Raw genomic sequence first — 13,707 nt, 5'->3', positions numbered from 1 at the left:
TCGCAATTGCCTACGAGAGGCTTGCCGCAAAGGCGGTAGGCAATTGCGAGACGCCACACTAGTAGATCCTTGGACGTTCAATCGTTGGGCAACAGCCGCACCGCGTCGGCGGCGATCTTCAGTCCGACGCGATCGCCGGCGGTCACGGCGAGAATGTTGGGCGCGTCGACGGCCAGCGGCTTCGCCGCCGCGCCGGTAATCCAGATGCGCTGGCGGTCGCCGGTGAAGCTGACGCTGTCCACGGTGCCGGTGAGCTGCGAGGCCGCGGCCTCGACGATGCCGATGGTTTCCGGCCGCACCATGGCCACGGCGTGCTCGGAGCTGCCGGCGCCGGCGACCGCCAGCCGGCCACCGGGCAGCAGCAATTCGCCGTCCCTGGCCGATGCTTCGACAATATTGGCGGCGCCGATGAACTCGGCGACGAAACGGTCGCGCGGCGCGAAATAGATCTGGCGCGGCGTTCCGATCTGGGCGATGGCGCCCTTGCGCATCACCACGACCCGATCGCCGAGCGCCATGGCTTCGGCCTGGTCGTGAGTGACGTAGATCGTCGTGATGCCGAGCGCGCGCAGCAGGCGGTCGAGTTCGGCCCGCAGCCGCTCGCGCAGCGCCGCGTCCAGCGCCGTGAGCGGCTCGTCCAGCAGCAGGATTTTCGGCCGCACCGCCACCGCCCGGGCGAGCGCCACCCGCTGGCGCTGGCCGCCGGAGAGCTGGTCGATGCGGCGATCTTCCAGGCCGCCGATATTGGTGAGCGCGACCAGTTCGGCGACGCGCTTGTCGCGCTCGGCGCGGCCGACGCCGCGGATCTTGAGGCCGTAACCGATATTCTCGGCCACGGTCATATTGGGAAACAGCGCATAGGACTGGAACACCATGCCGACATGGCGCCGCTCGATCGGAACGCCGGTGACATCGACGCCGTCGAACAGGATGCGGCCGCCGGCATCCGGCGGCTCGAGCCCGGCGATGATCCGCAGCATGGTGGTCTTGCCGCAGCCGGACGGCCCGAGCAGCACCAGTGTTTCACCCCTCGCAATATCGAGATTCGCCGGGTCGAGCGCCCGCGTGCCGTCCTCGAAGGTCTTGCCGCAGCGCTCGATCCGCACCGCCGCGCCGTGCCCGCCCATTCCCGTACCCAACCCCTCGTTCATGCCTGTTGTCCCTTGTCGCCCAGCATCTGCATCGCCACCAGCAACGGCACGATCATCACGAAGAAGATCAGCGTATAGGCCGAGGCCACTTCCAGCCGCATCGAGGCATAGGCGTCGGCAAGCCCGACCGGCAGCGTCTTGGTGAGCGGCGTATGCAGCATCCAGGTCAGATTGAATTCACCGAGCGACAGCGTCACCACCATCAGGGCGCCGGCAAGAATACCCGGCTTGGCATTGGGGACGATGACGTCGCGGAAACGCCGCAGCGGCGAAGCGCCGAGCGAGGCAGCGCCCTCGTCGAGGGTGCGGATATCGATGCTGGCGAACACCGCCATGACCGACCGCACCATGAAGGGCAGCGTGAAGATGACGTGGCCGACCAGGATGAACAGCCAGGAGCGGCGGAAGCCGCCGAAACCGCCGTAGGTCAGCAGCAGGGCGAGCGCGATGGCAAGGCCCGGGATCGCCAATGGCAGCGTGATGATCTCCTCGACCGCCCGCGCAACCCGTCCGCCGCGGACATGCAGGGCATAGGCCGCGGGCACGCCGGCCACCAGGGTCACCGCCAGCGTCGCCAGCGCCACGACGAAGGACAAGGCGATGGTCGGGGCATAGAGCTCCCAGACCTGAACCACCCATTGCAGCGTCAGTCCGGACTGCACGCCGCGAAAGTAGTTGACGGTGACACCGGCAACCATCGACAGCACCGCCGGCACCACCAGAAAGGCGGCGACGAGAAGGGTGAAGCCGAGCTGGCCGGCGAAGATCAGACGACTGCGCATCACTTCCCCTTTAGCCTGCCGCCGCGACGGTGCCGCCGCTCATCGAACGGGCCAAGGCGAGGATGGCCCAGGCGATCAGGCCGAGACTCACCGACAGCGAGGCCGCGGTGGCGAGGTTCGCGGCCAGGGTGAACTCGGTGTAGATCAGCATCGGCAGCACGTCGATGTTGGTCGCCAGCGTGAAGGCGGTGCCGAAGGCGCCCATGGCGGTGGCGAAGGCGATGGCGCCGGAGGCGACGAAGGCCGGCTTCAGCGCCGGCAGCACCACGTCACGCTGCACCGCGAAGGGGCTGGCGCCAAGCGAGCGCGCCGCCTCCTCCAGCCCGCGGTCGAGCTTCTGGATCGCCGCCATGATGGTGAGGATGACGCGCGGCACCGAGAAATAGAGATAGCCGAAGAACAGCCCCCAGATCGAATAGGCGAACACCACCTTCTCGCCGGCGACGAGACGGGTGATGTCGCCGATCAGTCCCTGCCGGCCGGCCAGCAGGATGATCATGAAGCCGACCACCACACCCGGGAAGGCCAGCGGAAAGGTCAGCATCGCGATCAGGACCGAGCGCCCGGGGAAGCGATGGCGCTGCAGAAACATGCCGGCGACAGTGGCGACGGCGAGCGAGACCAGTGTGGTCGCGGCCGCGAGCACCACCGTGTTGATCAGCGTGGCGCGATAGCGCGGCTCGGTCACGATCGCGACGTAGCCGCCAAGCCCCTGCGGTCCGGCCGCGCCGGTGACGATCAGGCGGGCCATCGGCAGCAGGAAGAAGGCCACCGTCAGGATCAGGAGCGGCGCGAGACAGAGCCGGAGAAAGTTCGATTGCGACATCTGAGAATTCTGATCAATTGGCGATGAATCCGACGTTCGCCCGAGGGCGACCGCAAGATCGAGCGGAGTTCGGATTCCAAGGCACTGGTTCGACGCAGCACCAGCTTTTTGATTTTGCTAGTGCGGTGGATCTGACGCTCGTTTCAGCATTGCAGCGAGTTCTTCATACGCGCGTCAGATCCAAAACCGCACTAGTGTGGCGTCTCGCAATTGCCTACCGCCTTTGCGGCAACCCTCTCGTAGGCAATTGCGAGACATAAGCCACACTAGCACTTTGATTTTGCTAGTGTCCCTATGTCTCCGAATTACCGTGCGAGCGTGAGGCAAACGACGCGGTAATTCGGAGACGGGACACTAGAACTATATAGATGCTAGTGTCCCCTTGTTTCCAACGTTCGTAAAAGCGCCTGCTGCAAAGGAATACGAACGTTGGAAACGGGACACTAGTGTGGTGGATCTGACGCTCGTTTCAGTATTGCAGCGAGTTCTTCGAACGAGCGTCAGATCCAAAACCACACTCGAATCATAATGATGCTAGTGTCCCCTTGTTTCCAACGTTCGTATGAGCGCCTGCTGCAATGGGATACGAACGTTGGAAACAGGACACTAGCGAACCTCGGCCAGATACTTGTCGACGAAGGCCTTCTGGGCGTTCTCCATGGCGCCCCAGTCCACCGCCTTGGCGCGGGCATAGTCGCTGTCGGGGAGGAATTTGCTCTTCACCGCGGCCGGCAGTTCGATCGGCCGCGCAGGCCGCAGATAGGCATTGGTCCAGATCGCCTGGCCCTTGTCGGACAGCAGATAATCCATGACCTTCTTCGCCTTGTCCTTGTCCGGCGCGTTCTTCACCAGACCGACGACATAGGGAAACACCACCGAGCCTTCGCAGGGAATGACGAATTCGAAATTGCCCTTCTCGGTGTATTTGGCGCGATAGGCGTTGAAGTCGTAGTCGAACAGGATCGGCAGCTCGCCCGAGACGACGCGCGCATAGGACGTCTGCTTGGGAACGATCGGCTCGTTCTTCTGCAACTCCTTGAAGTAGGCGAGCGCAGGGCTGAAATTGGTCGCCGAGCCGCCCAGCGCGAGATTGACCGCGACGGCGCCGACAAAGCCCACCGCCGCCGAGGACGGATCGAGATAGCCGACCATTCCCCTGTAATCGGGCTTGAGCAGATCCTTCCAGCACGCCGGCACCGGCTTGCCGCCGAGGGCATCCTTGTTGACGAACAGGCCGAGAGTGCCGGAGTGGATCGTCGTCCAGTAACCGTCAGGGTCCTTGAGCCCGGCCGGCACCTGGTCCCAGCCGACCGGCTTGTACGGATCGAGCGCATCCTGGGCCTTCGCCTTCATGCCGAAGGTGACGCCGAAATAGCCGATGTCACCGACCGGATTGGCCTTCTCGGCGAGGATCTGGGCCAGCGCCTGGCCGGAATTCTTGTTGTCGTGCGGGATGTCGTAACCGAGATCGGCCTTGATCGCCTTGAGCATTGATGCCCAGTCGGCCCATTCCGGCGGGCAATTGTAGCAAATCACATCGGCGGCCCGGGCCTCGCCGGACCGCGACAACGCCGGCGCGGCGAGCAGCGCGATCGCCAGCGTGGCCAGCTTTAACAGCTTGAAAGTCGAATGGATCATGGAATGCCCCGGTGCCAGGCCGGCAGCGAGCCGGCGTTTCCTCCGCTCCGACTATAGGGTGTCCATGACAGATTTGCGACAGCAAGGGATCAAGCGGCAACGGCAGGGATGGCAGACGTCGGGCAGCGTCGGGTGCACCGCACCACCGCGGCCAGAAGCGTCGCCTCCAGAAGTATCAGCCCCGGGAGCGTCAGCCTGTGGCTTCCAGGCCGAGAAACCCCTCGAACATGTTCACCAGCTGCTGTCCGCGGAAATGCTCGCCGAGCCGGTCGGGATGGATGAAGTCGTCGCGGAACCAGGGAAACTCGTCGGCATCGAAGGCCTTCACCACCCAGTCGATCAGCTTGCGCACCCGCGGGATCTCCGCCACCTCGGGATGATAGGTGAGCCAGATATCAAAGGGAAACACCAGGTTGATGTTCACCGGCACCACCCGGGCACCGATTGCCGCGGCATAGGTCGGCAGCCAGCCGATGCCCGCGCCCTTTGCGATCGCCCAGTAATGGGCACTGCTGACGTTGTTGATCATCGACAGGAAGCCGATCTGCGACTTGCCCGGGAACAGCTCGCTGAACATCTGCTCGCCGCGCGTCTGGTCGGCATTGTGCCAGACGACCCGGTGGTTGAGCAGTTCCTCCGTCGTGGTCGGGCAGCCATAGGTGTCGATATAGGACCGCGCGGCGAAGGGGGCGACATGCATGCGGCCGAGCCGCACTGCCTTGACGTCGGGCGCGGTGGGCCGCTGGATCTGGATTGCCAGGTCAGCTTCCATCCGCAGCACGTCCGCCGGGGGCATCGTGCAGCTCAAGTCGACCAGCAGCCGGGGATAGGCGCGCTGGAATTCGACGAGGCGCGGCACCACCCAGAACGTGCCCAGACCTTCGGTGACCGCCAGGCGGACCTTGCCCTCGATCGGCTTGTTACGATCGCCCGCCCGGCTGAAGCCGAAGGCCGCAGCTTCCATCTGCGCAGCAGCGGCCAGCACCGTCTGGCCTTCCGGAGTGACCTTGATACCAGTGACGTGACGGGTCAACAGTTTCAGCCCGAGCGAGTGCTCGAGCTCCATGATCCGCCGGCGCAGCAGGTTGATCGAAAGATTGCAGTGCTCGGCGGCGGCGCGGAAGCTGCCGCGCCGCGAAACCTCGAGGAACAGCCGGATGCACTCCCAGTCAGGCGGGCGCCTCGCGATTTCATTCTGTTCTTCCTGCGGAACACGCCGTGCCCGATTCGAATACATACAACCACTCCTGCTCCGACTAATCTTCGCAAATCGAAACGCATTTCACAACTGCGAGATGGTGGAAATGACTGCCCACGATCTACACGCGATGGATACAGCGCGGCTGGTGGCGATGCCACCACAACCCATTACCTATCCGCTCGACGATCCGGAAACGCTGCGGCTTGCACGCCGCCTCGTCGTCTTCAATCCCGGCGGCGACGAAATCGACGCCCTGGTTGCGGCCGCGGCCGACGACATCCCCGGCCTGACCACCGCTGATGTAGTGAAGCGGGTTGTGTCCCACAATCCCGACACCCTCTGGGCCATCACCCGGCGCGGGCGCTTCGACGCTGCGGCGCCCCACGGCGACGGCCTGCTCGCCTTCCTGATGCTCAATGCCGAGGGCGTCCGCCAGCTGATCGGCGGCACCTTCAATGCCGCCGATCCTGATCTGTCGCTGCTGACCAGCCAGAACGAAAAGCCTGCGGGCATCTATGTCTGGGCGTGCCACGCCAAGGGTTCGCTGGCCGCCGGAGTGCCGCTCGCGTTCCAGAAGGTCTTCACGCCGCTCTATCGCGATGCCGACCTCTTCACCCGCTCGATCAACCTTCCGGCGATCCGTTTCGTCGAGAGCATGGGATTCCGTCGCGGCCCCACCATCGACGGCGTCACCGCGACGCACCTCCATGTCTTCCGCCGCGCACCGGCCGGCGAAGACGAACTGCCGAGCTACGACAACGTCGCGCCGCGACCGCGGCCGCGCGCGCTGTCCGTGACCGTCGCCCGCTCGATCGAAGACATGATGCGCGTCATCACGATCCGCAGTGCGGTCTATGTCGCCGAGCAGAACTGTCCCTATCTCGAGGAATTCGAGGGCAACGACTTCGCGGCCACGCATCTGATCGGCTATGTGGGCGATGAGCCTGCGGGCTGTCTGCGGATTCGTCACTTCGCCGATTTCGCGAAGATCGAGCGCCTTGCCGTCCGCCACGAATTCCGCTCGACCCGCCTTGCCTTCAGGCTGGTGCGCGGCGGTATCGACCTGTGCCGGATGAAGGGCTATCGCCGGATGTACGGCCACGCCCAGAAGCGTCTCGCCAATTTCTGGGGGCGCTTCGGCTTCGAACCGCTGCAGGGCGGCCGAGAATTGGTATTCTCCGATTTCGACTATGTCGAAATGGTGCTCGATACCGAGCCGCATCCGGACGCGATCCGGATCGGCGATGATCCGTACCGGATCCTGCGTGCTGAAGGACGCTGGCATCAGCCGGGGATTCTGGAGCGCTCGCGCCTCCGGGGTGTCTCCCGGCCATCGGTCGACAGCATGACCTCATGACTTCCGTCGTCGATATCCGCGCCTATCTCGCCTCCGGGCCGGAGCCGACCCTCGTTCTGCTCGATCTGCAGCAGGATTATGTGAACGGACGCCTCATCCTTCCGATTGCCGAACGCGAATCGGCGCTCGGCAATTGCCGGGTAGCGCTCGCTCATGCGAGGCGCACGGGATTTCCGGTCGCCTTCGTGCGGTCGGTGCGAAGAGCAGCCGGCTTCGCGGAGCAGCCGACCGGCCGCTGGATCGAACCCTTCGGGCCGCGCGGCTCTGAGATGGTGTTCGAACGCGATAAACCGTCGTGTTTCTCCAACGCGCTGTTCGCCGAGGTCATGGAGAATTGCGGCGGTCCCATCGTGCTGGCTGGTTTCGCTGGCGCGACCGGCTGCCTGGCAACGGCCGTCGATGCCCATCACCGCGGCTGCGATCTCATCTATCTCGCCGACGCTTCGGCAAGCCACGCCGTCAACGGAGCGTCCGGTGGGGAGACCCATGCCATGCTGACGCAGGTGATCCGGCTCTATGCGGCCGTCGCCAACACGCAGGGCTGGGTCAGGAGCACGTCGGCGCGTCAACACAGCCCGGCGCGCAACCGCGTGTTGGAGTAGTCCGAGGGACGAGACGATGCGGAAGATGATTGAGACCATCGATGCGACGATCGACGACGCGCGCGCCGAATCGCTCGATTTCGTGGTCCAGCTGCTGGAGATGGTGCGACTGGAACTCGTGGCCCGTCAGTACGGCATCAAGACCGAAGAACTGAAGTCGTTCTGCGACCATATCAGCAGGTCGTCACCGTCCATCCCGCGCCGTGGCGGATCCCCTCGGACCGTCAGTTCTCCTCACACGCCCGCCAAGGCGCGGCGGCGGCGCCGCCGCGTCGCCGCGCCGCCGCAGCGCTGAGGGCGTACGCCCGCCCCGGATCCCAACCGGGTTCAGACTTGATTCCGACTGATTCAGGCATGGGTTTAATTGCGCTGCCCCGCTGCCGGCGATAGCGTGGCGCTTCGACACCGCAAGGGACGGCGCGCGAGCGTCCGGCTCCTGCGCAATTCAATGGGGCGAGCCTCTGTCCTGGGCGGTTTTTTTTGGCGGCGCTGGTCAGCGCCGGCCTGCATGCGAGCTGGAACGTTGTCGCCAAGCAGCAGCGCGTGCCGAGCGAGGCCGTGCTCGGAATCATTCTCGCGACCGCGCTGGTCTGCCTCGTGGCGCTTCCCTTCATCGGCCTGCCGCCGCGAGCGGCATGGCCTTGGCTCGGCGCGGCGGCCTTCTTCAACGTCGCCTATTCGCGGGCGCTCATGGCGGCCTACGATCTCGCCGACCTCAACGTCGTTTATTCGGCGGTCCGCGGGATGCTGCCGCCGATCCTGTTTGTGATCGGCTTCGTGGCGTTCGGCGAGCGGCTGGCGCCGACCGCCGCAACCGGGCTGGGACTCATGGTCACGAGCCTGATCCTGTTCGGCGTCCACGGCCTCAAACGCGGCTCATCCAATGCCCGCGGCCTCACGATCGCGGCACTTGCCGGTTTCGTGCTGGCCTTCTCCTATGCCTGCGACGTCAAGGGCGCACGGCTGTCCGGCGGCGGCCTGTTCCCGATCGTGCAATATGGCGCGGCGAGTTCGCTGATGACCGCAGCCGGCATGCTCACCGTCTCGACCCTCGAACGCCGATCACCGATGGCCGCGCTGGCGCGCAACTGGCGTGCCTGTGCCGTCGGCGCACTGCTGCTGATGGCGTCGTATTTCGCGGCGTTGTGGGCTTATGTGCAGGGCCCGGTCGCCCTGGTGGCGCCGGTGCGCGAAACCAGCATCCTGTTCGGAGGCCTGCTGGCGTTCTGTGTGCTGCGCGAACGCATCGGCACGCAGCAGTGGGCGGCGATCGGCATCGCCGCGCTGGGCGCCATCCTGATCAAGATCAGATGATGGCGCCCGGCCGTCTCAGCCCTTGTCGGCGAGGCGCTCGCACAGATCGACCACGAGGTTCTGTGCGGCAGCGTCCTTGATCCGGGAGAAGTGCTTCAGCAGGTTGATCGCGCGCGAAGACGTGATCAGTTCCTGAACCCCGGCGTTGCCGGTACCGGCCTTGCTGGCATAGCGGTCGGCACCGTAGAGCACCGAAATCGGCAGCTTCAGGGCGATCGCGATCTCGCGAAGCCGCGCGGCGCTGACCCGGTTGGCGCCCTTCTCGTATTTCTGCAATTGCTGGAAGGTAACGCCGAGACGGTCGGCGAGATCCTCCTGTGACATTCCGCGGGACAGACGCTGCGCACGAATGCGTTTGCCGATCTCCACGTCGTAAGCTCCACTGCGGCGCGCCATAACCTTCTGCATATCCTTCGTTACCGATCTGGTTGCACGGACGGGATCATTCGCGACCCCGGCACGAACCGGCGCCATATGAGACTGGCCCCGGGATGAATCGGCAAGACCATGATCGAACAGCAACCGCCTTGTCTAGGAGTGCCGGGCGTTCTCGGAAAAAATTCAGTGTTCCACCGGTGGAACGTATTTTCTTCAACCAAAAGTGGCGCCGCTACGGCAAACCTATGGCCCTCCGGCATCACGAGCGTGACTTCGCGAATGCGTCGCAAGTTGTCTTCAACCGCTCATATATGCGCTGAAAAAGAACGGTCGCAGGAGCGCGGCTTCGGAACGGGACGGCGCGAAGTGAGCGAACGGCTCTGCTCGCACAACCACCTATGCGAGCAAATCGCTCCTGTCCAAGGAGTTGTCCGTCAATCAGCACTCGCGATGCGCGAGCTAGCTTACGCTAGTCTTACGACGGCATGCCGCGGCTATCGGCCCCCTCCTGCGCCCGTTTCCGACTGCTATTTTTTCCCGATTTTCGAAATTGTGGCCAAAGATGTCCAGCGGCCACCCTGAAGCCGTTTTCTCTACTTTATTACCCTCGCCGATCGGTTTGGCTCGCCGGTCACCCACGGTGCCGGACGTCACCGACCCGTGCCGGTCACAGCGGCCTGATCGTCACCGGCAACCCGTCCCTCGGCTTGGGGATCGGCCACATCTGCCAGGCCGGTCGATAGCCTTCATCGATCGCGACCTCGACATTGCGCAGGCGCGGCAAAGCTTGTCGCTCCGGCCGCTGCTTGGCAAGCGGCGAGCGGCGCGTTCAGCCTGCTCGCCAAGGCATCCGCTGGGTTACCAGGCATCGATACAGGGCCGCTTGCGCTCCGTGCGCGCCGGCGGCTTCGGCCACGCCCGCAGCCCGCCCATGATCCAGCGCCGGGTATCGACCGGATCGATGACCTGATCGATCTCGAGCACCGAGGCGATATTGATCGCCTTGCCGGTCTCATAGAACTTGGCAACCATGTCGCAGAAGAACTTGTCGCGCGCGACAGGATCCTCGATCGCCTCCATCTCCTTGCGGTAGCCGAGCCGCACCGCGCCTTCGAACCCCATGCCGCCGAATTCTCCGGTCGGCCACGAGATGGTGAAGGTCTGGGCGTGGAAGCCCCCACCCGCCATGGCCTGGGCGCCGAGGCCGTAGCCCTTGCGCAGCACAACCGTGAAATACGGCACGCTGATGCTGGCGCCGGTGAGGAACATACGCGACACGTGTCGCACCAGGGCGGTCTTCTCCGCCTCCGGGCCGACCATGAAGCCGGGCGTATCGCACAGCGAGACCACCGGAATATCGAAGGCATCGCACAGCTGGACGAAGTGCGCCGCCTTGTCGCCCGCCTCGGCGTCGATGGCGCCGCCGAGATGCTTGGGATTGCTGGCAATCAGACCGAAGGGCTGCCCCTCGATGCGGATGAAGGCGGTGACGATGCCGATCCCGAATTGGCGCCGCAGCTCGAGCACCGAACCGGCATCCGCCAGGGTCTCGATCACATTCCTGATCTCGTAGACCCGCAGGCGGTTCTCGGGAATGACGCGACGCAGCAGCCGCTGGTCCGGCGCCTGCCAATGGGCGAGCGGTCCCTGGAAATAGGACAGGTATTGCTTCGCCGCTGCCACCGCCTCGATCTCATCCTCGACCAGCACGTCGATGACGCCGTTCGAGGCCTGCACGCCCGACGGACCGACCTCCTCGGGCTGGTAGACGCCGAGGCCGCCGCCCTCGATCATCGCCGGACCGCCCATGCCGATCGAGCTGTCGCGCGCGGCGATGATCACGTCGCAGCAGCCGAGCAGCGCGGCATTGCCGGCAAAGCACCGCCCGGACACGACGCCGACCAGCGGCACGAGGCCGCTGAGCTTGGCGAACTGGCCGAAGGTCGGCACATCGAGCCCGGTGACGCCGAGGCGCTCGGTGTCGCCGGGGCGGCCGCCGCCGCCTTCGGCGAACAGCACCACCGGCGTCTTCAGCTCCTCGGCGAGCCTGAACATCCGGTCCTGCTTCTTGTGATTGCGCTGCCCCTGGGTGCCGGCGAGCACGGTATAGTCATAGGCGACCACCATGCAGCGCGCCTTGTCGGGTGCGAACTCTGCACCATTGACGCTGGCAAGCCCGGCGACCAGGCCGTCGGCTGGGGTATTGCGGATCAGATCGTCGTGGCTGCGCCGCGCCCGCTGCGCGGCAATGGCCAGCGAGCCATATTCGATGAAGGAATCCTCGTCGACCAGCGCCGCGATGTTCTCGCGGGCGGTGCGCTGGTTGGTCTTGCGCCGCCGCGCGACGGCCTCCGGCCTGTTCCCGTCGAGCGTGAAGCCCTGCCGCGCCATCATCTCGGCGAGATCGGGCCGGATCGCATCGAGATCGGCGACCGCCTCGGTCGAGCTCCCCTCGACGGCGACCTCCGCCGGCTCGATGAACAGCACGGGATCGTCCTTCATCAGCGTCATGCCGGGTCTCGCGGCGATGCCACGAACCACGCCGCCCTGCAGCGCGGTGATGATGTGCTCCATCTTCATGGCCTCGATCACCGCAAGCTGCTGGCCCGGGCGCACGCTGTCCCCCTCGGCCACGCTCACGGCCACCACCGTGCCCTGCAGCGGCGCCGCGATCCCGACCGTCCCGGCCGGCGCCGGCGCGCGTGCCGCGGTCGCGCCCGATCGGGTCTCGTCGACAGACGCGAACAGTTGCGGATGCGCCGCGGCGGCCCGGGCCGCGAGGTCGGCGGCGTGCTCCTCGACGAAGCGGGTATTCACCTGATTGGCCGCCACCTCGGGATGGCTGAGCAGCGCCTGCAGGAAGGGCAGATTGGTTTCGATCCCGGCAATGCGCGCCTCGCAGGCGGCGCGGTAGGCCTTCGCCGCCGCCACCGCGTAATCGGGCGCCGACGCATGCACGATCAACTTGGCCAGCAGCGAATCGAAGGCGCTCGAGGTGCGGTAGCCGGCATAGCCGAACGTGTCGACGCGCAGCCCCGGCCCCGTCGGCATCTCGAAGATCGACAGCACGCCGCCCGACGGCGTCGCTACGCCGTTCTCGTCCATGGTCTCCATGTTGACGCGGAGCTGGATGGCGTAGCCGCGCGGCTGCGCCCTGTAGCCCTTGCCGAATCCGAGGCTGTCGAGACTGGCGCCGGCGGCGAGCGCGATCTGGCTGGCGACGAGGTCCACCCCCGTCACCTCCTCGGTCACGGTATGCTCCACCTGCAGGCGCGGATTGGCCTCGATGAAGGCGAAGAAGGCGCCCTCGCCGCCATCGTCGGCATCGACCAGGAATTCGAAGGTGCCGAGCGACTCATAGCGCGCTTCCCGCGCCAGCTCGAGCGCGGCGGCGGCGATGCGGTTGCGCAATCCCTCCGACAGCGACGGGCTCGGCGCGATCTCGACGAGCTTCTGGTTGCGCCGCTGCAGGGTGCATTCGCGTTCGCCGAAATGCGTAACCGCACCGTCGCGGTCGCCCGCCACCTGGAATTCGATATGCCGAGCATTCTCGACGAGGCGCTCGACATAGACGGCATCGTCGCCGAACGCCGCCTTGGCTTCGGAGCGACAGCGGGCGAAGGCCTCCGCGATCTCGCCGGCGTCTCGCACCGCGCGCATGCCGCGACCGCCGCCGCCGCTGACAGCCTTGATCATCATGGCGCCGCCCTTGAGCGCGGCGAAGAAGGCCTCGGCCTCGTCGAGGGTGGTCGGGCCGGTAGTGCCTTCGATCACCGGCACGCCGGCCCCGGCGGCGAGATGGCGCGCCGCCACCTTGTCGCCGAACAGCCGCAACGCCGCGACCGACGGCCCGATGAAGGCGATACCCGCCTCGCGGGCGCGCGCCGCCAGTTCGGCATTCTCGCTCAGAAAACCATAGCCGGGATGAATGGCATCGCAGCCCGTGGCCCTGGCCGCGGCCAGGATACCGTCGATGTCGAGATAGGCGGCGGCACCGCTCTTGCCGAGCGGATGGGCCGCATCGGCCTTGTGGACGTGCAGCGAAGCGGCATCGTCGGTGGAAAACACCGCGACACTGCCGCAGCCGAGCTCGGCAGCGGCGCGCGCGATGCGAATGGCGATCTCGCCGCGATTGGCGATCAGAATCCTGTTGAACGGCGGCTTACGCATCGACGAGACGCCCCCACGACGAGGAAACGAGCGACAGTGCACCAGACCGGGCACGCGCAGTCGCGCCGAGCTCCATGGTCATCCTCCCGATTGAGCCGGCCGCCTTGCAGGGGCCCTGCCTTCAAGGACCATAGCGCCGGAACATCGTCAATCGTCCGCGGTCCACCCGGCAAATTCCGCGACACGGGTTTCGCCGCGGCAGGCCGCTTGTCGGCGACGCTCCCGCGGCCCTCGTCGAGGCTCGTGGCGAGGCGCGCCTGCGCCGTCTGGAGCCACGAGGCCCACCCG

Annotated in this window: 11 protein-coding genes; 4 read left to right on the top strand and 7 right to left on the bottom strand. The window is 65.7% G+C overall.

Translation table 11 applies throughout. From position 1 onward, the window contains the following. Window positions 1–77 precede the first annotated feature (77 nt). The 5 genes from DB459_RS13900 to DB459_RS13880 form a co-directional block, all read right to left on the bottom strand. The gene (locus DB459_RS13900) at window positions 78–1,151 is read right to left on the bottom strand and encodes an ABC transporter ATP-binding protein (protein WP_253705752.1); all 1,074 of its coding nucleotides are present in this window, start codon (window positions 1,149–1,151) and stop codon (window positions 78–80) included. Further along, a complete protein-coding gene (locus DB459_RS13895) occupies window positions 1,148–1,933 on the bottom strand; it encodes an ABC transporter permease (RefSeq protein ID WP_253705750.1) in 786 nt (261 codons plus the stop codon). The genes DB459_RS13900 and DB459_RS13895 overlap by 4 nt, the downstream gene beginning before the upstream one ends. Window positions 1,934–1,943: 10 nt before the next feature. After that, window positions 1,944–2,759, bottom strand: a complete 816-nt coding sequence (locus DB459_RS13890; protein WP_253705748.1) for an ABC transporter permease — start codon at window positions 2,757–2,759, stop codon at window positions 1,944–1,946. Window positions 2,760–3,365: 606 nt separating this feature from the next. Further along, window positions 3,366–4,397, bottom strand: a complete 1,032-nt coding sequence (locus DB459_RS13885) for an ABC transporter substrate-binding protein (RefSeq protein ID WP_253705746.1) — start codon at window positions 4,395–4,397, stop codon at window positions 3,366–3,368. A 190-nt stretch (window positions 4,398–4,587) separates the two neighbouring features. Next, on the bottom strand, window positions 4,588–5,634 hold the full coding sequence (locus DB459_RS13880; protein ID WP_253705744.1) for a LysR family transcriptional regulator: 1,047 nt from the start codon (window positions 5,632–5,634) through the stop codon (window positions 4,588–4,590). Between the two features lie 91 nt (window positions 5,635–5,725). Here DB459_RS13880 and DB459_RS13875 point away from each other — a divergent pair, with 91 nt between their 5' ends. The 4 genes from DB459_RS13875 (at window position 5,726) to DB459_RS13860 (ending at window position 8,871) form a co-directional block, all read left to right on the top strand. Next, window positions 5,726–6,955: a GNAT family N-acetyltransferase gene (locus DB459_RS13875; RefSeq protein WP_253705742.1), complete on the top strand. Its 1,230-nt coding sequence runs from the start codon at window positions 5,726–5,728 to the stop codon at window positions 6,953–6,955. Then, complete coding sequence (locus DB459_RS13870) at window positions 6,952–7,557, top strand: cysteine hydrolase family protein (protein ID WP_253705740.1); 606 nt, start codon at window positions 6,952–6,954, stop codon at window positions 7,555–7,557. The genes DB459_RS13875 and DB459_RS13870 overlap by 4 nt, the downstream gene beginning before the upstream one ends. 16 nt (window positions 7,558–7,573) lie before the next feature. Next, window positions 7,574–7,852 carry a hypothetical protein gene (locus tag DB459_RS13865; RefSeq protein ID WP_253705738.1) on the top strand — a complete coding sequence of 93 codons (279 nt, stop codon included), beginning with the start codon at window positions 7,574–7,576 and terminating at the stop codon, window positions 7,850–7,852. A 185-nt stretch (window positions 7,853–8,037) separates the two neighbouring features. After that, window positions 8,038–8,871, top strand: coding sequence for a DMT family transporter (locus tag DB459_RS13860; RefSeq protein WP_253705736.1), 834 nt, complete (start codon window positions 8,038–8,040; stop codon window positions 8,869–8,871). 15 nt (window positions 8,872–8,886) lie between these two features. Here DB459_RS13860 and DB459_RS13855 read toward each other — a convergent pair whose 3' ends face one another. Further along, window positions 8,887–9,345, bottom strand: a complete 459-nt coding sequence (locus DB459_RS13855; protein ID WP_253705734.1) for a helix-turn-helix domain-containing protein — start codon at window positions 9,343–9,345, stop codon at window positions 8,887–8,889. Between the two features lie 762 nt (window positions 9,346–10,107). After that, window positions 10,108–13,419 (bottom strand): carboxyl transferase domain-containing protein, encoded by a 3,312-nt coding sequence (locus tag DB459_RS13850; protein WP_253705732.1) that lies wholly within the window; start codon window positions 13,417–13,419, stop codon window positions 10,108–10,110. Window positions 13,420–13,707: the final 288 nt, after the last annotated feature.

This window comes from Bradyrhizobium sp. WD16, from assembly GCF_024181725.1.
Lineage (GTDB): Bacteria > Pseudomonadota > Alphaproteobacteria > Rhizobiales > Xanthobacteraceae > Bradyrhizobium_A.
The sequence above is the reverse complement of the archived record's forward strand: the minus strand, read 5'-3'. Positions and strand labels throughout refer to the sequence as shown.

Coding starts and splice junctions, on each gene's coding strand:
- DB459_RS13900 (WP_253705752.1), bottom strand. CDS start 1,151: ATGAACGAGGGGTTGGGTACGGGAATGGGCGGGCACGGCGCGGCGGTG.
- DB459_RS13895 (WP_253705750.1), bottom strand. CDS start 1,933: ATGCGCAGTCGTCTGATCTTCGCCGGCCAGCTCGGCTTCACCCTTCTC.
- DB459_RS13890 (WP_253705748.1), bottom strand. CDS start 2,759: ATGTCGCAATCGAACTTTCTCCGGCTCTGTCTCGCGCCGCTCCTGATC.
- DB459_RS13885 (WP_253705746.1), bottom strand. CDS start 4,397: ATGATCCATTCGACTTTCAAGCTGTTAAAGCTGGCCACGCTGGCGATC.
- DB459_RS13880 (WP_253705744.1), bottom strand. CDS start 5,634: ATGTATTCGAATCGGGCACGGCGTGTTCCGCAGGAAGAACAGAATGAA.
- DB459_RS13875 (WP_253705742.1), top strand. CDS start 5,726: ATGGATACAGCGCGGCTGGTGGCGATGCCACCACAACCCATTACCTAT.
- DB459_RS13870 (WP_253705740.1), top strand. CDS start 6,952: ATGACTTCCGTCGTCGATATCCGCGCCTATCTCGCCTCCGGGCCGGAG.
- DB459_RS13865 (WP_253705738.1), top strand. CDS start 7,574: ATGCGGAAGATGATTGAGACCATCGATGCGACGATCGACGACGCGCGC.
- DB459_RS13855 (WP_253705734.1), bottom strand. CDS start 9,345: ATGGCGCCGGTTCGTGCCGGGGTCGCGAATGATCCCGTCCGTGCAACC.
- DB459_RS13850 (WP_253705732.1), bottom strand. CDS start 13,419: ATGCGTAAGCCGCCGTTCAACAGGATTCTGATCGCCAATCGCGGCGAG.